At 29.0% G+C, this 19,252-nt stretch carries 21 protein-coding genes; 17 read left to right on the forward strand and 4 right to left on the reverse strand.

Annotated features, from left to right (window positions below; translation table 11 throughout):
* Positions 1-10: 10 nt before the first annotated feature.
* Positions 11-340, reverse strand: coding sequence for a hypothetical protein (locus tag OW730_RS11100; RefSeq protein WP_271229088.1), 330 nt, complete (start codon positions 338-340; stop codon positions 11-13).
* Positions 341-656: 316 nt separating this feature from the next.
* Entirely contained in the window at positions 657-2,099 is a 1,443-nt protein-coding gene (gene cls, locus OW730_RS11105; protein ID WP_271229089.1) for a cardiolipin synthase, read from the reverse strand.
* A gap of 211 nt (positions 2,100-2,310) precedes the next feature.
* Between cls and OW730_RS11110 the strand changes: the two genes are divergently transcribed.
* On the forward strand, positions 2,311-3,135 hold the full coding sequence (locus tag OW730_RS11110) for a YihY/virulence factor BrkB family protein (protein WP_271229090.1): 825 nt from the start codon (positions 2,311-2,313) through the stop codon (positions 3,133-3,135).
* A 232-nt stretch (positions 3,136-3,367) separates the two neighbouring features.
* Here OW730_RS11110 and OW730_RS11115 read toward each other — a convergent pair whose 3' ends face one another.
* On the reverse strand, positions 3,368-3,577 hold the full coding sequence (locus OW730_RS11115) for a hypothetical protein (RefSeq protein WP_271229091.1): 210 nt from the start codon (positions 3,575-3,577) through the stop codon (positions 3,368-3,370).
* Between the two features lie 156 nt (positions 3,578-3,733).
* Between OW730_RS11115 and OW730_RS11120 the strand changes: the two genes are divergently transcribed.
* The 5 genes from OW730_RS11120 (at position 3,734) to OW730_RS11140 (ending at position 7,532) form a co-directional block, all read left to right on the forward strand.
* Complete coding sequence (locus OW730_RS11120; protein WP_271229092.1) at positions 3,734-4,081, forward strand: single-stranded DNA-binding protein; 348 nt, start codon at positions 3,734-3,736, stop codon at positions 4,079-4,081.
* A gap of 323 nt (positions 4,082-4,404) precedes the next feature.
* A complete protein-coding gene (locus OW730_RS11125; RefSeq protein ID WP_271229093.1) occupies positions 4,405-4,875 on the forward strand; it encodes a COG2426 family protein in 471 nt (156 codons plus the stop codon).
* Positions 4,876-5,216: 341 nt separating this feature from the next.
* A complete protein-coding gene (locus tag OW730_RS11130) occupies positions 5,217-5,531 on the forward strand; it encodes a DUF6514 family protein (protein ID WP_271229094.1) in 315 nt (104 codons plus the stop codon).
* A gap of 137 nt (positions 5,532-5,668) precedes the next feature.
* The gene (gene acpS, locus OW730_RS11135) at positions 5,669-6,076 is read left to right on the forward strand and encodes a holo-ACP synthase (protein WP_271229095.1); all 408 of its coding nucleotides are present in this window, start codon (positions 5,669-5,671) and stop codon (positions 6,074-6,076) included.
* Positions 6,039-7,532, forward strand: a complete 1,494-nt coding sequence (locus tag OW730_RS11140; protein WP_271229096.1) for an NAD(P)H-hydrate dehydratase — start codon at positions 6,039-6,041, stop codon at positions 7,530-7,532. The genes acpS and OW730_RS11140 overlap by 38 nt, the downstream gene beginning before the upstream one ends.
* A 295-nt stretch (positions 7,533-7,827) precedes the next feature.
* Here the strand turns inward: OW730_RS11140 and OW730_RS11145 are convergent, their stop codons facing one another.
* Positions 7,828-8,688 (reverse strand): hypothetical protein, encoded by an 861-nt coding sequence (locus tag OW730_RS11145; RefSeq protein WP_271229097.1) that lies wholly within the window; start codon positions 8,686-8,688, stop codon positions 7,828-7,830.
* A gap of 681 nt (positions 8,689-9,369) precedes the next feature.
* Between OW730_RS11145 and OW730_RS11150 the strand changes: the two genes are divergently transcribed.
* From OW730_RS11150 to OW730_RS11200, 11 genes are all read left to right on the forward strand, one after another.
* A complete protein-coding gene (locus OW730_RS11150) occupies positions 9,370-9,990 on the forward strand; it encodes a germination lipoprotein GerS-related protein (protein ID WP_271229098.1) in 621 nt (206 codons plus the stop codon).
* Positions 9,991-10,068: 78 nt separating this feature from the next.
* Positions 10,069-11,169 carry an alanine racemase gene (gene alr, locus OW730_RS11155; RefSeq protein ID WP_271229550.1) on the forward strand — a complete coding sequence of 367 codons (1,101 nt, stop codon included), beginning with the start codon at positions 10,069-10,071 and terminating at the stop codon, positions 11,167-11,169.
* 134 nt (positions 11,170-11,303) lie between these two features.
* On the forward strand, positions 11,304-11,627 hold the full coding sequence (locus OW730_RS11160; protein WP_271229099.1) for a CopG family transcriptional regulator: 324 nt from the start codon (positions 11,304-11,306) through the stop codon (positions 11,625-11,627).
* Positions 11,584-11,934, forward strand: a complete 351-nt coding sequence (locus OW730_RS11165) for a type II toxin-antitoxin system PemK/MazF family toxin (RefSeq protein ID WP_271229100.1) — start codon at positions 11,584-11,586, stop codon at positions 11,932-11,934. Before OW730_RS11160 ends, OW730_RS11165 begins: the two co-directional genes overlap by 44 nt.
* Positions 11,935-12,246: 312 nt before the next feature.
* Positions 12,247-13,071 carry a transketolase gene (locus OW730_RS11170; RefSeq protein ID WP_271229101.1) on the forward strand — a complete coding sequence of 275 codons (825 nt, stop codon included), beginning with the start codon at positions 12,247-12,249 and terminating at the stop codon, positions 13,069-13,071.
* Positions 13,071-14,012 (forward strand): transketolase family protein, encoded by a 942-nt coding sequence (locus OW730_RS11175; protein WP_442945414.1) that lies wholly within the window; start codon positions 13,071-13,073, stop codon positions 14,010-14,012. Before OW730_RS11170 ends, OW730_RS11175 begins: the two co-directional genes overlap by 1 nt.
* A 102-nt stretch (positions 14,013-14,114) precedes the next feature.
* Positions 14,115-14,477 (forward strand): hypothetical protein, encoded by a 363-nt coding sequence (locus OW730_RS11180; RefSeq protein ID WP_271229102.1) that lies wholly within the window; start codon positions 14,115-14,117, stop codon positions 14,475-14,477.
* A gap of 173 nt (positions 14,478-14,650) precedes the next feature.
* Positions 14,651-15,337: a cell division ATP-binding protein FtsE gene (gene ftsE / locus OW730_RS11185; protein WP_271229103.1), complete on the forward strand. Its 687-nt coding sequence runs from the start codon at positions 14,651-14,653 to the stop codon at positions 15,335-15,337.
* Positions 15,327-16,238, forward strand: coding sequence for a permease-like cell division protein FtsX (gene ftsX, locus OW730_RS11190; protein WP_271229104.1), 912 nt, complete (start codon positions 15,327-15,329; stop codon positions 16,236-16,238). The genes ftsE and ftsX overlap by 11 nt, the downstream gene beginning before the upstream one ends.
* Positions 16,239-16,322: 84 nt before the next feature.
* Positions 16,323-17,915 (forward strand): S41 family peptidase, encoded by a 1,593-nt coding sequence (locus OW730_RS11195; protein ID WP_271229105.1) that lies wholly within the window; start codon positions 16,323-16,325, stop codon positions 17,913-17,915.
* 16 nt (positions 17,916-17,931) lie between these two features.
* Complete coding sequence (locus OW730_RS11200; protein ID WP_271229106.1) at positions 17,932-19,212, forward strand: PDZ domain-containing protein; 1,281 nt, start codon at positions 17,932-17,934, stop codon at positions 19,210-19,212.
* The last annotated feature ends 40 nt before the right edge of the window (positions 19,213-19,252 follow it).

Consider the following 19,252-nt stretch of genomic DNA (forward strand, 5'->3'; position numbering starts at 1 on the left):
TAAAATACATTTAGTCTACATGTATCCCTTCCCAAAAGGAAACAGGAACTGTAAAAACAATACCTACATCTGGTTTAGAAAGATCGCCTACAACATTTTTAATAGCTGAAATTGCTGTTTGAACTTGGCTATCTTTTATAACTGTAAATATAGTTTTATTAAATGGGCGTTGTTCGTTCATTAGCATTCTTAATGATCCAAATATAGGTAGTTCATTGGGTTTAGCATGATTAATGACCTTAGCCATACCAGTACTATCAATAATTGTAGCACCATGTATTCCATTGCTTTCAAATTCATTTAAAATATGTTCCAAATGACTAACGTTATTTAGAACCATAATCAACATTTGCATTTGAATTCCTCCTAATCAATATATCTAATATATTTATCTTTAGATTACAATTAATTTTAATAGTAGTATTTAAAGGTCTAATTTCATAAAAATCTTTAGTATGTAATAAATAATCACTTACTATATAAGTATTCGTTATTAATATTAAATAATCCTTCAATTTAATATTAGTTTTAAGTGTTCGTATAAAGAACTTCTCTATTTAAATAAGAAGTTTTGATATGATAAAAACAGTAGAAGAATAATTAAACATAAAAAAAGATAAGCCATCTAGTATAAGCTTATCTTAGTATATAGTATTTTATAAAATCGGTGATAATAATCTACTAAAAGACTCTTTAAATTTTATTAGGTTACTTCTTGCTTTATAAATTTCAGGAGTAAGTTCATTACAATCACTAATATCTGCAAAAAAGACATCTCGTAATTCCATAGATATTTTTTTGTCATAAATAAATGCATTCACTTCAAAATTTAATCTAAATGATCTTATGTCCATGTTTGCAGTTCCTACAGAACATATTTTATTATCAACTACTACTGTTTTAGCATGTAGAAATCCTTTTTCATAAGTATAAATCTTTGCACCGGCACGAATCAATTCGCCAGCATTGTGGTAACTAGCCCAATAAACAAATGGGTGATCAGGTTTATTAGGAATCATTATTCTTACATCTACTCCTGATAATGCTGCAATCTTTAAGGATTCTTTAATACAGTCATCTAATACTAAATAAGGAGTTTGAATAAGTATACATTCTTTTGCATCCTGAACCATTTTAACGTAACCATATTTAATTTGTTCCAATTCTGTATCGGGACCACTTGATACAATTTGCATGCCAATGTCGCCTTTAGATACTGAAGAACTGAGATATTTTTCAATTAATACATCATTTTCACCTGATGAATAGCGCCAATCAAGTAAAAATCTTAAATGCAAAGTAACAATAGCTTCACCTGTAATTTTAATATGGGTATCTCTCCAATAACCAAATCGTTTATTTTTACCTAGGTATTCATCACCAATATTAAAGCCTCCAACATAACCAATTTTATTATCAATTACAACTATTTTTCTGTGGTTTCTATAATTTATTCTAAAATTAATTATATATAATAATGACGGAAAGAAAACAGCGTATTTACCACCAGCATCTATCAATGGTTTAAGATGTCTTTTTCTTAAATTTCTAGAACCAAGTTGATCATATAATAATCTAACTTCTACTCCTTCTTTGGCTTTTTCAACTAAAGCGTTAATGATTTTTTTACCTAGGTCATCGTTTTTGATAATATAATAACCAATGTGAATGAATTTTTTAGCGTTTTTAATTTCCATTAGAAGATCATCAAATTTACTTTTCCCATCTGCAAAAATTTCAACAGTATTATCTTCTGTCAAGGGTGAATTACCATTATTAAAATTTAACCTCATTAAATCTTCATAATATTTCATATCATCACTATTAAAAGACTTATTATGTTTAATAAGTTTTTCATTTTCAAGTAAATACTCTTTTAGAACTTTATCTTCATGTTTTTTTAATCTGAATATTTTTTCTCTGCTTAAATTTTGACCAAAGGTTAAATATAATATAAATCCAAAACCTGGTACAAAATAGAAAATCATCAACCAAGCAAGTGTTGTACTTACATTTCTTCTTTCAAAGAATATTAATATTAATGCAAAAATTAAGTTAATATAAGGTAAAAAAGTTACTATCCACTTAAATAAGTCCATAAATTCCCCCTCTTTTCTGAATATTAATATGAGAATTAATCTATTTATAACATTATTTTACTTTAAAATAAGTAAAATATCAAAATAATTATTAATTGCTAAATAACCACAAGGTTAATGTTTTTGAGATTGATTTATACAAAATATGCATAACCTAATATAAAAGTAGAGAAATATAAAGTAACTAAACAAATGAAATATGGAGGAGATTATGAAGTTTATAACTAAAGTATTTGCTTTAATAAAAAAAATATTAGATGACCAAATTTCAAAAGTTGCAGCTGTACTATCATATTTTTCATTGTTATCTTTTTTTCCATTTATGATTTTTCTCTTAACACTTGTTAGTTATAGTGAAATAAGTGTAGATTCTTTGGTTCAAGAATTGGGTAAATTTTTACCAGAAAGTGCTTACGAATTAGTTAAATCAGTAATTATTGATACTTTTCAAAGTAGCAATCAAAATTTGTTGTCTTTTGGTATATTATTTGCCTTGTATGCTGGTTCAGGTGGAATAAGAGCAATAATGGATGGGTTGAATACTGCTTATAATGTTAAAGAAAATAGAAATTTTATATTTATTTTTTTTATTTCTATTGTTTATACAGTAGCATTGGCTGTAATAATAATTTTTAGTTTTACCCTTATAATTTTTGGAGAAGTAATAGGAAATACCGTTATTAATTGGTTTAATGGAAATAGAAGTTTCAAATATTTTTGGGACTTCTATAGAGTTGGATTTACTTTGTTTTTGATTTTTATTGTTTTTGTTGGAATGTATTGTACATTTCCCGCTAGAAAATTAAAAATTAAAAAAGTTATTCCAGGTGCATTATTTACCACCTTAGGATGGTTTGTTTCATCATTAGGATTTTCATATTATGTAAATAACTTTGCTAATTATTCTAGAGTATATGGTAGTTTGGGAGCAGTAATTATTTTAATGACCTGGATTTATATAACCTCAATGATGATATTGATTGGAGGAGAACTTAATGCTTTTTTAAATGAAAAAAGCTTAATGGATAATGGATAATGTAGAATGTAGAATGGAGAATGATGGATGATTCTGACTTTGGTCAGAATCTACATTTTTTTGGTGATAAACATTAGGATTCTACTCGTTTCATTATGAATGAAACATTGTAGTTTAAATACAATATTTTATCAAAAGATAAAATGAGTAAAAACACTTTGTTCTAAGTAACAATAAGATGTAGTTTCTGCGTAAGCAGAAACATCCACCATTATACATTATCCATTATCAATTATACATTTGTTTTATGGTTTTCCTCATTCAGTTCATCGTAAAACTTTTTAGCCATTGAATCAAATTGTGCTAAATTATGTGCGATTGTGTTCCATGACTTTAAAAGGTGACCTTGAGAATCAAATGCTTGAAAAGTACCCTTGGTTTCATTACTTTCAAAATGGATGGAAGAAATATCTTTTGTATAAACTTTTCTATTAATAAACAATCTAAATAATTACCCCTTTCTTAATTTAGTATATATTTATTTTTATCAATAATTAATAGGGATATTCAAATAAAAATAAGGATTTTTACAATAAATGATTATAAAAAATCAATTTGGATATAATGCTAATATATTAAATTTTATGGAGGTTTTATAATGAACAAAGTATTGTTATTAGGAAGAATAGTGAAACAACCAGAGGTTAGATATACTTCTGAGAAAGAATTTCCTTATCTAAAGTTTGTTTTGGCAGTGAACAGAAAATATGTTAAAGCAACTGGTGAGCGTGATGCTGATTTTGTTCAAGTGGTTTTATGGGGTAAAAGATCTGAAAGTATTGTTGAATCTCTTTCAAAAGGTAGATTAGTTAATGTTATTGGGAAGTTAAGAACAGGTAACTATGAAAATAAAGAAGGAGTTAAAAGATTTTTTGCTGAAGTTGAAGCGGAACAAATAAATTTCCTTGATACGAAAGAAAAAAGAGAAGAGGAAGAAGTTTCTTAATCAGGCTGTTTTAAGCCTGATTTTGGGCTTTTAAAACTCTGAATAAATAAAAAATCAAAATTTGTTTTTTAGGTAGGCGCTGAAATGCGTCTTTTGCTTTATTCTCCATAATTTTTATTGATTACCTGTTTCTTGTTAAAACAAAGATAAGATGATAAGATATTATATGAAGTTATTCTACAGCAAAATTTGACGATACTAGATAGAAAGAATAAATAAAATAATTTGTTCTTTATATACAGATTTTACTTTTGAATTTCTTTAATAAGTTAAGTTCTTAACTAAACAATTTTAAAAGTGTATTTTTGATTCAGGAGGATAAAATGAGAGAACTATTGATAATTTTAATAATGTCAGCTACTCCTATTATTGAACAGAGGGGAGCTATTCCATATGGGCTATTAAGTACAAATATAGATCCATTTGTGGTATTTTTAGTTAGTTATGTAGGAAGTCTTCTTCCAGTTCCGTTTATTTTATTGCTATTTAATAAAATATTTGATATTTTAGGGAGATTTAAGTACTTTAGATGGTTTTATAATTTTATTCAGAGAAAACTTGATAAAAATAGAGGGAAGTTCGAGAAATACGAAGAGCTTGCATTAATAATATTTATTGCAATTCCACTACCAACCACAGGAGTATGGACAGGGACTGCTGTTGCAAGTTTTCTAAACCTTGATAAAAAGAAATCTTTTGTTTGTGCAGCAGTTGGTGCATTTATTTCAGCAGTTGTTATAACAATTGTATTTACGTTTTTCCCATCAATGTTAAAGTATTTACTAATACATTAATTATATTGTGAGAAGCTGTAACAAAATAAGATTAAATTTTGTTGCAGTTTTTTTATTGGAAAAAAACTTAATACATATTTTTAAGAAAAAAAATCATCTTAATTTAAAAAATATGGTTGCTTTATATGACAAAAAAGCGCAATAATTACGCGTTAATACCAGTAACTGGTAGTGAGAGGTGAAAAAAATAATGTTAATAGTAATAATGATATATAAACTGTCGTAATTGATAGAAAAGTTTTTCGTACAAGCATATAAATTATGACAGTTTTCTTTTGAAACAACTGATATTATGAATATATAGTAAATAAACAGGGGGCTAATATATAGGGAGGGAGAACATGAAGATAATATTGTGTAAAGAAAAGAGCATAGAAGATGAAGGACTAAGAAGAGATTATAGTTATAGAATTGTAGAAGTAGAAGGTAAAAAAGGAGCAATAAAAAATAAGATGTTCTATGGTATAGAAGTAGAACGAAGAGATTTTATAAATGGAGAGCTTGTTAATATTGAAAGAGATGGGGAGAAGTTAATAAGTTCAGACTGTGAAAAGGTTAAAAGTTTATTTAATAAAGCGTACACATATTTAATATCACCAATACACTTCATAGATATTTTTAGTAATGAAATTGATGAATTGAGATTTAACTTATAAGAGGTATAATCCTCTTATTTTTTTACTCAATATTTACAAAAAATAAATATAAAATTTTTAAAAAAATTTATATTTATGTATTATAATAAAAGATAAATATTATAATAACTATTGTTACTTATAGAAGGAGGGTAAATGTGGTAAAAGGAATTGGAACTGATATTATTGAGATAGATAGAATAGAAAAAGCACTTAATAGAGAAGGTTTTTTAACTAAGATGTTTCATAATAGAGAAATAGAATATTTTAAAATGAGAAATATGAAACCAGAATTTATCGCTGGAAGATTTGCAGCCAAGGAAGCAATAGTAAAAGCGCTAGGCACAGGATTTAGAGGTATAAAATTTAAAGATATTATAGTAGATAGGAACTCTTTAGGAAAACCTATAGTTGTATTAAAAGGTGAAGCAGAAAAAATTGCTTCCAAATATGGTGATTATGCTATTCATCTTAGCATATCTCATGGAAGAGATAATGCCATTGCATATGCTATGTGGGAGGTAAAAAATGAAAGTTTCAAAGGGAGAATTAATCAGGAAAATTGACAATTATTCCATAGAAAAATTAGGAATACCTAGTATAATACTTATGGAGAATGCTGCATTAGGAGTAATAAAACATTTAATGTTGAATGAGATGGAATATTACGTAGTTATTTGTGGTAGGGGAAACAATGGAGGAGATGGATTTGCTGTAGCAAGGCATCTTATTACTTCTGGTAAAAAAGTAAGTGTGTTTTCAATCGGTTTGAATCCAATGAGTAAAGATTGTGGAATAAATCATGATATTTTATGTAATATGGGAGTGAAGATTACAAATATAAGTAATGTTGAAGATATTGAATTCTTAAGAGACTCTATCTTAAGAAGTGATGTTGTTGTGGATGGAATTTTTGGAATAGGATTGCATCGAGAAATCAGAGGGGTATATGATCTTGCAATAACAGTTATTAATGAAACATCAAAGAAAACTATATCCATAGATGTACCTTCAGGCTTTAGCTGTGATACAGGAAAAGTGCTAGGGAATTGTATTAAAGCTAGTAAAACTATTACTTTTGAGACATATAAGAATGGTTTTTTAAACTATGGAAGTCATGAATATACAGGTGAAGTAGTGATAGAAAAGATTGGAATACCTGATTTTGTGGTGGATAAATTTCATAATAAGGAATTTTTCTTAGAGAGAAAATTTATTCAAAAAAAGACAAAAGAAAGAGCTAAATATTCTCACAAAGGTAATTTTGGGCACGTCGTGGTTATAGCTGGTTCAGAAGGTATGACAGGTGCAGCAACAATAACTACTAAATCAGTAGTTAAAACTGGAGCTGGATTAACAACTCTTGTAAGTTGTGAAGAGGCCTTACAAGGAGTTAGAAATTTTGTTCCTGAGGCTATGTGGAAAAAGAAAGGTGACTATCAAGGAATTGAAAATTTAATTAAAAAAGTGAATTGTATTGCTATAGGACCAGGGCTAGGAAATTCAAGTGAAACTTTAGATAACCTAAAAAAAGTGTTAAAGAGTAATGTGGGTACAATTGTCATCGATGCAGATGCTATAAATGTACTTGAAGGAAAAACACATCTATTAAAGGAGTCTAAAGCTGATATTATTATTACGCCTCATCCAGGAGAAATGGCAAGATTGACTGGTATGGAAATAAAAGAAATTCAAAGTGATAGAATGGAAATTGCAAAGAAATTTGCAAGAGAACATGGAGTAATCATGGTATTAAAAGGTTATAATACAATAATTACTAATGGAGAAGTTAGTTATATTAATCCAACAGGTAATGGTTCCATGGCTAATGGTGGAATGGGAGATTGTTTAACTGGAATAATAGCATCACTTTGTGCACAAGGATATTCAGCTATGGATGCCTCTTGCATAGGGGTATATGCTCATGGTGAGTGTGGAGATAAAGTATCAGAACACAAATTTGTTGTTACAGCCACTGATATTATTGATAATATTTCGGAAACTATAAAAGAACTTACTTAAAGCACCCCATTATTTAATGTAGAATGGATAATTGAGAATGGAGAATGATGGATATTTCTCTTCGAGAAATTTTAATTTTATTGTTTCTTGGACAATAGGGGGTTACTCGTTTCATTGGAATGAAACATTGTATTAGAATACAATAAAGGTTGGTGACTAATAGTATTTGTCACCAACCTTTTGGTTTATAATTATTATCTTGTAATAGGTTCTATTATTTATGGGTTATAGTAATTTGATTATTATCTTAAATAACATGATAAAACTTCAACAACTAACATCAATACATTTACTCTTACTGGATTTGTAGATGCAACATTTCAGATATCTTCCTTAATGTATCTTCTTCTACTGGATATACTTCTAGTACTTCTTTTAATTCAGCAGATTTAATGTCTATATACTCTAAATATGTGCTCATGAATTCCGGCATATGTTCCTCTATAATCAAATAATCAGTAACAATAACAATATACTCTGCTTTCATATGGCTTCCATCTCTCATAGATAACTGACATTTCAATAATCTATCTGTAAACATATGAGTTAATTCATGTAATACTTGTAACAATGAAAATTTCATTTTCTCATAATCTTCATAAAGCCTAACTGCAACTGAAATTCTCTCATGATTAGCAGTTGCTCGTCCAGCTTTTGTCATGGCTAATTGTAATGAAATGCAAAGAGGTATAGGTATTTTTTGGAATGCTGTCGGTAATTTTTCAAACATTGCTTTAACATCAATTTCAAACTTCTCTAAAGTTTTGGAATGTTGAGAGACTTTATTCGCCCATAAATTATGATAAAATACATCTTCGGACTTTAATATTTCTATAAAATGATGAATAAAAATTTCTCTATCTTGCTCTGTAAAAATAGGCAGAGTAAGTAAACTACCTTCCAACTCATCCAATGAGTTAGTTGTAAACGGTAAAAAATTGATCGCTGCCATTCGTTCAAAATTATCATTGTATATTCTCGATAATTTTTCCATTTGATCATCTAAATGAGTTGGAAATGATTTCTTTAACTTTTCCTCATTGATTTTTGAAATATAACAAATATCATATAAGTCTGATTCATTATCCACATGCATATGAGCCAAACAATGAAGCACTAGGTCTTCAATATAATTTGTTTGTACTTTTAATTCCATTTGTTTACTCCTTATATTAACGTATTATATCTATTAGTATATTAAAAATAATTGAACATATTATGCATTTTTCTCATTACATACCATTATTGGTTTAAGTAAAAAAAGGCAGTATAAAAAACTACCACCTTACTTAATAATCTATATATATTATTCAATCCTATTCATTCAATTCCCTTATATTTTTTCTTTTCTTTTTTATGTTTTTACCACCGAATACAGCTGCTACAAATAAAACTAATAGTGGCATTGATGTTGTTATTACATTTGAACTTAAATAAAGTCTATAAGAGGACCATTTACCTATAATGGCTCCAAGAATAAAAGTTATTATAAATACAATATTTTATCCTTGGATAAAATGTTTAAACATCTCTTCTCTAAAGAACAATAAAATGTAGTTTCTGCGCAAGCAGAAACATCCATCATTCTCCATTCTCAATTCTCCATTATCCATTTTTAAAATCACGGGTACCGTGATTTAAAAGAACAGTCCACTTAACGTGAAAAATTTAAAGTTTATGGTTATTGTGGTATTCGATTTTATAATATAAAATTTACATGAATCATAAATAGTTTTATACTTAAAAACTGCAATAGATTTTCTCATTTCATCATATATTTGTAATTAATTTAATAAGAATAATAGTATAGAAAAGCAATTTTATGGAGGAGTTGAAAATGAGAAGGTTTATACTAGGATCTATAATGATAGTAATTATTCTCATGAGTTTAATATCTTGTGAGAATAAAGAGGATCCAAATAAGGTTATAGCATACATAAAAGGTTTAAAGACTTATGAATGTACTGCTAAACTTGAAGTTATAAATGACGTTCAGAGAAAAGAAGTTGATATTTATCAGGTTTTTAAGAAAGACACAGGAAGTTATATAAAGATTAATGAGGACAGGCAGATATGGTTTCTTCCTAACAAAATAATTGATAACTATATTAAACAGAAAAAAATGCTTATTCAAAGTAGGTTTTACGATAATATTTTAGAATACACTTTTCTAGAGAAATATATTGAAAAATTGTACTGTGATGAAAAAATTAAAACTAAATTTGCAGAAGAAGAAGGAAAACGGTATCTATTAGTTGAATTAATACTATGCAGCAATAATCGAAATTTAGATAAGGCTGTGATATACATAAATACAGAAGATGGGAATCCTAATAGGATTGAGATTTATGATGGGGATAAAAAGGTTAGAATGAGAATCACTTATGGTAAATTCGAGGGGAATGCTAAGATAAGAGACGATTTTTTCGATACTAAAAGACTTCTAAACAGTGATTAACAGTATTGGGGGGATAAAAAAGTGAGGAATATTAGACCTGTGTGGGCTGAAATTAATCTGGATAATTTGGCACACAATATGAGAGAAATAAGGAGGGTATCAAAAAGTAAAGAGATTATGGCTGTAGTTAAAGCGGATGCTTATGGACATGGTGCTCTAGATACTGCTCCAATTTTATTAAAAAACGGCGCGGATAAATTAGCAGTAGCAATAGTAGATGAGGGCATTGAGTTAAGGAAAGGTGGAATTAAAGCACCTATACTTGTTTTAGGTTGGACACCGGAAGATCAAGTGAAAGATATTGTAGAGTATGACTTAGAATGTACTGTTTTGAATTATGAATTTGCAGAAGCATTGTCAAATGAGGCAAGAAAAAGAGGGAAAATTGCGAAAATTCACATAAAAGTTGATAGTGGAATGGGGAGAATTGGCTTTTTACCAACCGAAGAAAGTATTGAAGAAATATATCAAATTTCTAAATTGCAAAACATAGAAATGGAAGGATTATTTTCACATTTTTCCGATGCAGACAATGAGAAGAAAGAATATTCTGAAATTCAAAACAATAGATTTCAATATTTCATAGAAAAATTGGATGAAAGGAATATATTTTTTAAAACAAAACATATTGGTAATAGCGCTGCAATAATTGACCTTCCAGAATATCATTATGATATGGTTAGACCAGGAATTATTTTATATGGATATTATCCATCTGATGAAGTAAAAAAAGATATAATTGATCTTAAACCAGTACTAAGTCTTAAAGCTAAAATTGCAAACATAAAAAAAGTAGAGAAAAATGAGTATATTGGGTATGGTAGAAAGTATCAATGTGATGATGAATCTATTATAGGAACATTGCCAATAGGATATGCTGATGGTTATTCTAGAATGTTAACAGGGTTTGCAAAAGTAATAGTTAATGGTACAATAGTACCAGTAATAGGACGAATATGTATGGATCAATGTATGATTAATTTGACTCAGGTTGATAATGTAAATATAGGAGATGAAGTAATATTAATTGGCGAAGATGGGAACAATAAACTTAACGCAGATTATATTGCATGCTGTTTAAATACTATAAGCTATGAAGTACTTTGTATGATAGGGAAAAGAGTTCCAAGAGTATATGTCGAAAATAGTAAAGTGATGAAAACAAGGAAATATGTGTAGACAAAATCATCCTTTTGTTAAAAAAAAAATTTAAATACGACAAATGCTTTGACATATTGACAAAAGTTGAAATATAATATACTTAGGTTTATACATATTTATGCTTCGGCTAAATAGGAGGTAGAGGAAATAATATGTCTCAGAATAAGAAATTAGTAGTTAACCTCTCGGAAACACTTTATAATGAATTTAATGAAGCACTTAAGCTAGACAGTAAAAAAAGAAATGAATTTATAAAAGAAGCTATAATATTATATATTGAAGAGAAGAAAAAAATAACACAACTTGAAAAGATGAAGAGCGGATATTTGGATATGGCAAATATCAATCTAGAACTTTGTGAATGGGGTATAAATAATTATAGCTTAGAGTTAAATGAATACGAGACTCAGCTTTCGGAGTGTGATATGCCTAATGACAACGACAATAGTGAAAAGAGGAGATATATTTTATGCTGATTTAAGTCCTGTTGTTGGTTCAGAGCAAGGCGGTATTAGACCAGTTATTATAATTCAAAATGACGTTGGAAATAAATATAGTCCAACAGTAATAATTTCAGCGATTACTTCCCAGATCAATAAGGCTAAGCTACCAACACATGTTGAGATTTCATCAGAGGAATATGGATTAAATAAAGACTCTGTAGTTTTGTTGGAACAGATTAGAACACTTGATAAAAGAAGACTGAAAGAAAAAATTGGTCACATGACAGATAGTGATATGGCAAAAGTAGATGAAGCTTTGCTTATAAGTTTGGGACTTTAATGTAAAATAAGCGCACTTTTGTGCGCTTTCCTTGTTTTGACAGCATAAAAATATTTACATAAGAGAATTTGTTTTAAATTACAAATACATATAAAAATATTGTATTTAAGAAAAAACTTGCTATAATGTATATGAGGTTCAGAGTAATTCCGTAAAAAGTAAATTTTTTTCGGATTATATAAATTAAAGAAATAAAATGAAAAAAATATTCAAACAAATTAAAATTACATAAATCAAACTATTTCATTTTATTTCAGAGAGCTACAAAATTATCATATTTTGTAGAATTTTTCTCGTATGGAGGCGGTAGTTATGAAAAAAACATGTGAAGAATTGCGCGAGATTGCAAAAATTCTTAGAAAAGACATTGTAAAAATGCTTACTGAATCAAAATCAGGTCATCCAGGAGGATCTTTATCAGCAGTTGAAATCATGACAACATTATATTTTAATGAGATGAATATAGATACTAAAAACTGTCAAGATCCAGATAGGGATAGATTTGTATTATCAAAAGGACATGCAGCACCTGTGTTATATGCCGCATTAGCTGAAAGAGGCTTTTTTGCGAAAGAAGAATTAATGAAGTTAAGAAAAACAGGAGCTATCCTTCAAGGGCATCCAAATATGAATTACATACCTGGTGTTGATATGTCTACTGGTTCTTTAGGTCAAGGAATTTCAGCTGCAGTTGGAATGGCCTTAGCTGGTAAGTTAGATAATAAAGAGTATAGAGTATATACTCTTCTAGGAGACGGGGAATTAGGAGAAGGTCAAGTTTGGGAAGCTGCAATGTGTGCTTCACATTATAAATTAAATAACTTAACAGCATTTGTAGATTATAATGGTCTACAAATTGATGGAGATATAACAAAAGTTATGAATTCTCTACCTATCGATGAAAAGTTTGAAGCATTTGGTTGGAATGTTATTTGTATAGATGGACATGATTTAGATGCTATCCAAAATGCCATTGATGAAGCTAAAAATGTTAAAGACAAACCTACTGTTGTAGTTGCTAAGACTATAAAAGGTAAGGGTGTATCATTTATGGAAAACGAAGCTGGATGGCATGGAGCAGCACCATCTAAAGAACAGTGCGAGCAGGCTTTAGCTGAAATCGGAGGTGACAAATAATGAAGAAGATTGCTACTAGAGAAGCATACGGAAATACTCTTGCTGAAATTGGAAAGCAAAACGAAAATATAGTTGTTTTAGATGCAGACTTATCAAAATCAACTAAAACAGCAGTGTTTAAAGGAGAATGTCCTGAAAGATTTTTAAATATGGGAATAGCTGAAGGTAACATGATGACAGTAGCAGCTGGATTAGCTACATGTGGTAAAATACCATTTGCTAGTACTTTTGCGATTTTTGCAGCTGGTAGAGCTTTTGAGCAAATCAGAAATAGTATTGCATATCCTAAATTAAATGTTAAGGTATGTGCAACACATGCTGGTATTACTGTTGGTGAAGATGGAGCATCTCACCAAGCAATAGAGGATATTTCATTAATGAGAAGTATACCTAATATGGTTGTTATTAGTCCTAGTGATGCTGTGGAAGCATCAGCAGCTGTTAAGGCTGTTGCTGAATATAATGGACCATGTTATGTAAGATTAGGTAGATTAGCTGTTAACGTAATTAATGATAATGAAGAATATAAATTTGAAATTGGTAAAGCTGTTCAATTAAGAGAAGGAAATGAAGTAGCTATTATTGCTACTGGAATGATGGTTGATGCAGCGTTAGAAGCTTATAATACACTTGCAGAAGAAGGAATTAAAGCAAGAGTAATTAATATCCACACAATAAAGCCAATTGATGAAGAAGCAATCGCTGCAGCTGCTAGAGATTGTGGTGTAATTGTAACGGCTGAAGAGCATAGTGTTATTGGTGGATTAGGATCAGCAGTAGCTGAGGTTGTAACTTCTACTTATCCAGTTCCAGTTTTAAAAGTTGGTGTTAAAGATACTTTTGGAGAAAGTGGTTCTCCAGCAGAGTTACTTGTGAAGTATGGATTAACTGCTGATGAAATAGTTAAAGCTGTTAAAAAGGGAATAGAGTTAAAAAAATAATTTTAAAAAATGTTAACAAAGAGTAAGCTTTCAGTGGCTTACTCTTTATTTTTATATGTGATATAATTATATTAATTTATTACATAGAGTGGAGTGAGATATGTGAGTGAAAAACTTTATGATATTTTTACATGTACGAAAATTGCTACTATAATTTTTATACCTATAGCATTAATAGGGACAATAGTTGGTATAATTTTAGGAATAACAAATTCTGTATTATCTGTAGGATATACATTATCATGGATATTTAATATTGGTGTATGGATTTCCTCATTTGGATTATTTATTGCTGCTATAGCATTTGTAAAACCAAAACATATGAGAGAGTTAAATCATCAAAAAGAGTGGAGAAAACATTTTTATAAAATGAACTTAGTTGGTGTGATTTTTACAATTTGTGTAGTTCAATACGTTTATTTGGCTATCATTGATGTGTTGAGATACTATATGTTTGGAATATAGTTAAGGTACTAAAATAAAAAAATGATTTAGGGCGCAAAGCGCCTTTTTTGCGTTGTAATATTCTGTGATAAATATTGAAAAAAATATTAACAAATCTAAAATTTATGAATAATTGTGTTATAATTAAAAATAACTATAGACATTTATGATTTCAGTTTTGAGGGGAGATTAGGATGATAGAGTTCAGAAATGTAACTAAAATTTATGATAACAACGTGTTAGCTCTTTCTAACGTAAATGTTAAAATTGATAGAGGGGATTTTGTATTTATGGTTGGACCTAGTGGTTCAGGAAAATCAACTTTTATTAAACTATTGATGAAAGAGGTTGAAACAACAACAGGTAGAATACTTGTGAATAAAAAGGATATAACCAGATTGCCACATAACAAAATACCTTATTATAGGAGAAAAGTAGGGGTTGTGTTTCAGGACTTTAGGTTAATACCATCCTTAAATGTATATGAAAATGTTGCTTTTGCAATGAGAGTAATTGAAGCGTCACATAAAGATATTCGAAAGAAGGTTCCTATGGTTTTATCTTTGGTAGGGCTTTCAAAGAAGTATAAGGCTTTTCCACATGAACTTTCCGGAGGGGAACAGCAGAGAGTTGCAATAGCAAGAGCTATAGTTAATAATCCATCTCTATTAATTGCGGACGAGCCAACAGGAAATTTAGACCCAGAAACTGCATTAGAGATTATGGAAATATTAAGTGATATTAATAGAGCTGGTACTACTATAGTGATGGCTACTCATGCTAAGGATATTGTAGATATTATGAAAAAAAGAGTTATAGCAATAGAAAAGGGTGTTATCGCTAGAGATGAGAGAAGGGGGAGGTATCACTATGAAGATTAATACTTTCAGATATTTTACATCAGATGCTTCTAAAAGTTTATCTAGGAATAAAACTTTAACCTTTGCTTCTATAGCTACTGTTACTACAACATTGTTGATTTTTGGTTTATTCTTAATGGTAGCCTTAAATATAAGGATGTTTATGGATCAAATAGGATCTACATTAGAAATAAGAGTTGCTTTAGAGGATAATATTACTATAGAGCAAAAAAATAATTTAATTGCTGTAATAAAAAATAGTGATGGATATAAAGATATGAAGGAAAAATCTAAGGCAGAAGGTCAAGAGGCTTTTATAGAATCTCATGGAGAAGATGCTGAAGAAGTAAAGAAATTATTTGAGGAGTTTTTACAGATAAATCCTTTCCCGGTGGTACTTGTTGTAAATGCTGAGGACAGTTCATATATAGATGGGATTGTTGAAAATATTAAAGATATAGATGGAAACTATTTAGAAGGGATATATGATGTTACAACAGCAAAAGATGTAATTCAAAAAATCACTAAAATAACAAGTGTTATGAAGGTTTCTGCTATAGTCATTTTTATATTGCTATTTATTGTATCAATATTCCTTATTATGAACACAATAAAATTAACCGTTTACTCTAGGAAAAAAGAAATAAATATTATGAAATATGTAGGTGCTACAGATTGGTTTATTAGATGTCCGTTTATTATAGAAGGAATTATAATTGGCTTAGTGGGAAGTGTAATTTCTTTAGTTATTCTATATGGATTTTATATTTTAATATATGATATGCTAAGAAATATTTTATTCGTTTCTTTTGCAACTCCTAATGTTATATTAAAACATATGGTATGGCAGTTTATTTTAGGAGGAATTTTCATAGGATCTTTTGGTAGTGTATTATCAATTAGAAGATTCTTAAAGGTTTAATTAAATATTATTCATATTTAAATTTTATAGGGGCAATAGAAAAATTAATATGTTTTAAATTTATAATTATATGAGGTGATATGGATGCAGGGTGGCAATTCCTTTGAACATGATGAAAAACATGAAAATCAGCTTAAAAACTCAGAAGAGTTAATTGAAAAAAGTGATTATTATAACTCGGATGAATGGGTAAGTAAAAGAGATGTTAAAAGAAAATTTAGAAATATTATTGGAATTGGTGTAATACTTGTTATTCTAACAAGTATTCTTTCAGTATATATTTTTAATGGATTTACAATCTACATTGGGAGAAGTGGAGTCGAGTTTAAGGTTGGTAAAGAATCTATTAAAGAATCTGCTAAAGAACACGATACGAAATTATCCTATGTTGATGATAGATTAAGATTAATTTACGATAAGATATATGAATATTATGATGGAAAAATTGATAGTAAAGCTTTATTTGAAAAAGCTTATGAGGGAATGATACTTTCATTTAATGAGGAGTATGCAGAAACTCTTAGCATAGAAAATATTGAAAAAGATTACGCTGAGAAAAATGAAAAGGCTGAGATAAAAGATTATAGCAATTTATCCAAGGAAGAACGTGAATTCAAGGAATTTAGCGATAGAATGAAATTGCTTTATAATAAAATTCAAGAGATTCACGATAGAGAGTTATTTGATGGTGCGTATAAAGGGATGGTAGAAGCGCTTGAAGATCCTTATTCTGGATATCTTAATGAAGAAGATTATAGAAGATTATCACAGGAAACAAGTGGTAGTTATGTAGGACTTGGAATAACTGTGGGAGTTATTGAGGATAATGTGGTTGTAATAAGTCCATTTAAAGATTCACCTGCAGATAAAGCAGGATTACTACCTGGTGATATCATAAATAAAGTGAATAATATAGAGATTGGTAAAGATATTGATAAAGCTGTAGGAATGATGAAAGGAAAAGAAGGTGGTAAAGTTACTCTAAACATTATTAGAGAAGGAACAGAGCCTTTTGATGTTGATATAATTAGAGCTGAGATTAAACTGCAAACAGTAGGTGGAGAGATGATTGATGAGAACATAGGGTATATTGGAATTACAATGTTTTCAGAAACAACATCTGATGACTTTAAGAATAAATTGAATGAATTAAAAGAAAAAGGTGCAGAGGGATTAATTCTTGATTTAAGAGGAAATCCAGGGGGGCTTGTGAGTGCATGTACTGAAGTGGCATCGAATTTTATTCCTAAAGGTAAGACTATTGTATACACTGTAGATAAATATGATAATGAACGTGTTTATAAATCACAGGGGGGAATTGCTCAAGATATCCCAACAGTAGTACTTATAGATAAAGGATCAGCAAGTGCATCAGAGATACTTAGTGGAGCTCTTAGGGATTATGATAGAGCTACTTTAATTGGAGAAAAAAGCTTTGGAAAAGGAATTGTTCAAACAATATTAAGTAGAAAAATTGATGGATTTGGAGATGGAACAGCTTTAAAGCTAACAGTATCAAAGTATTATACACCAGAGGGTGAGAATATTCATAAGAAAGGTATAATGCCTGAAATTGAGGTTGTATTAGACGAAGAAAACTTCAAAAGAGGTGAAAGGGAAACTGACAATCAATATCAGAAAGCTTTAGAAGTAATTAAAGGAAAGATAGGGAATTAGAACGGAGATAAGTTAGATGGATATAGTGGTTTACTCATTAAAAGCTATAAGCTATACCATAACTAACCCCGCTTTTCTGGTAATTTTATTCGTATTGGGATTAGTATTGTATAGTAAAAATAAAAAAAGTAGAATGATTGAGAAGATGATTTTAGGGAGTGAAAGACATAGTGCTTTAGAACTAACTTTATCTCAAATCGTTTTGGGTATTCTAGGAGGGATAGGTGCAAGTATAATAAGCACCTCTCTTGGGATTACATTTAAAGATGGTAGTGCAATAATATTAATGTTTTTAATATCTGTGATACTAATGATGTTAAAACCGAGGTTTATTTGTTTTTCTTATTCTGGAGCAATTTTAGGTATATTAAGTTTAATGAATATCTTAATTAGTGAATTTTTCTTAGTAAATAAAATAGATATTTTAGATATAAATATAGTTTCATTAATTGCTTTAATTGGGGTATTGCACATTATTGAAGGTTTTATTGTGGCATTGGATGGTCAAAAAGGTGCTTTACCGGTATTTACCAAAAGAGAAAATGAGACTATTGGAGGATTTGCTCTTAACAGATATTATACAATTCCTATGGTTTTAATGGTTTTTATGGTTAAAGAACAATATTATTTTGGAAAAGAGATTGCAATTGGTAATTGGTGGCCAATTTTAAAAGGAACCTTAAGTAATATTCAACTTGAAAGTTTAATGTTATCAATGATACCTGTTGTAGCTATTATAGGTTATAATAGTGTAACTTTCACAAAAAGTAAAAGAGGTAAGAGTTTTTTTTCAGGAAGCTTGATTTTTGTGTTTGGTTTCGTATTAGTAGGAATATCTCAGTTAATTATTGACTCATATTTTCTTCAACTTATTGCTGTAATAATTATGCCAGTACTTCATGAACTCATGATTAAGTTTGAGAGGTATAAAGAGAAGAATGATAAGCCAAGATATTTTAATGAAAAAGAAGGAATAAGGGTATTAGAAGTTGGTAAAAATACATTAGCAGATAAGATTGGTGTTAAAAGTGGAGATATTCTTTTAAGCGTTAATGGAGATATAATTGAAGATGAAATTTCTTTTCCTAAGTTATTAAAAGAATGTGGAAGTAAAATTGTTTTAAAATTAAAAAGAAATGATGAGAAGATATTAGAAGTAGTATATGAAAAAATAAGTAAATCAGAACGATTTGGAATTATATTTGTACCAAAAAAAGAATATCAAAGTGTATCAAAAACTAAATTTAAGGATATTATTAAAAATGTAATTGAAGATAAAAATGAAAACTCAAGGTAACTTAATGTTACCTTGAGTTTTTAAAAATGTACAAAGTTTT

The organism is Oceanirhabdus sp. W0125-5 (genome assembly GCF_027938815.1).
In the GTDB taxonomy this organism is placed as follows: domain Bacteria; phylum Bacillota; class Clostridia; order Clostridiales; family Clostridiaceae; genus Oceanirhabdus.

What these genes read in the sequence shown, in the direction of transcription:
- ftsX (WP_271229104.1), top strand. Translation starts at nt 15,327, where the DNA reads ATGAAGATTAATACTTTCAGATATTTTACATCAGATGCTTCTAAAAGT.
- OW730_RS11150 (WP_271229098.1), top strand. Translation starts at nt 9,370, where the DNA reads ATGAGAAGGTTTATACTAGGATCTATAATGATAGTAATTATTCTCATG.
- OW730_RS11130 (WP_271229094.1), top strand. Translation starts at nt 5,217, where the DNA reads ATGAAGATAATATTGTGTAAAGAAAAGAGCATAGAAGATGAAGGACTA.
- OW730_RS11125 (WP_271229093.1), top strand. Translation starts at nt 4,405, where the DNA reads ATGAGAGAACTATTGATAATTTTAATAATGTCAGCTACTCCTATTATT.
- cls (WP_271229089.1), bottom strand. Translation starts at nt 2,099, where the DNA reads ATGGACTTATTTAAGTGGATAGTAACTTTTTTACCTTATATTAACTTA.
- OW730_RS11140 (WP_271229096.1), top strand. Translation starts at nt 6,039, where the DNA reads ATGAAAGTTTCAAAGGGAGAATTAATCAGGAAAATTGACAATTATTCC.
- OW730_RS11120 (WP_271229092.1), top strand. Translation starts at nt 3,734, where the DNA reads ATGAACAAAGTATTGTTATTAGGAAGAATAGTGAAACAACCAGAGGTT.
- OW730_RS11170 (WP_271229101.1), top strand. Translation starts at nt 12,247, where the DNA reads ATGAAAAAAACATGTGAAGAATTGCGCGAGATTGCAAAAATTCTTAGA.
- OW730_RS11100 (WP_271229088.1), bottom strand. Translation starts at nt 340, where the DNA reads ATGGTTCTAAATAACGTTAGTCATTTGGAACATATTTTAAATGAATTT.
- OW730_RS11165 (WP_271229100.1), top strand. Translation starts at nt 11,584, where the DNA reads ATGACAACGACAATAGTGAAAAGAGGAGATATATTTTATGCTGATTTA.
- OW730_RS11160 (WP_271229099.1), top strand. Translation starts at nt 11,304, where the DNA reads ATGTCTCAGAATAAGAAATTAGTAGTTAACCTCTCGGAAACACTTTAT.
- alr (WP_271229550.1), top strand. Translation starts at nt 10,069, where the DNA reads ATGAGAGAAATAAGGAGGGTATCAAAAAGTAAAGAGATTATGGCTGTA.
- OW730_RS11200 (WP_271229106.1), top strand. Translation starts at nt 17,932, where the DNA reads ATGGATATAGTGGTTTACTCATTAAAAGCTATAAGCTATACCATAACT.
- OW730_RS11110 (WP_271229090.1), top strand. Translation starts at nt 2,311, where the DNA reads ATGAAGTTTATAACTAAAGTATTTGCTTTAATAAAAAAAATATTAGAT.
- OW730_RS11195 (WP_271229105.1), top strand. Translation starts at nt 16,323, where the DNA reads ATGCAGGGTGGCAATTCCTTTGAACATGATGAAAAACATGAAAATCAG.
- ftsE (WP_271229103.1), top strand. Translation starts at nt 14,651, where the DNA reads ATGATAGAGTTCAGAAATGTAACTAAAATTTATGATAACAACGTGTTA.
- OW730_RS11145 (WP_271229097.1), bottom strand. Translation starts at nt 8,688, where the DNA reads ATGGAATTAAAAGTACAAACAAATTATATTGAAGACCTAGTGCTTCAT.
- OW730_RS11175 (WP_442945414.1), top strand. Translation starts at nt 13,071, where the DNA reads ATGAAGAAGATTGCTACTAGAGAAGCATACGGAAATACTCTTGCTGAA.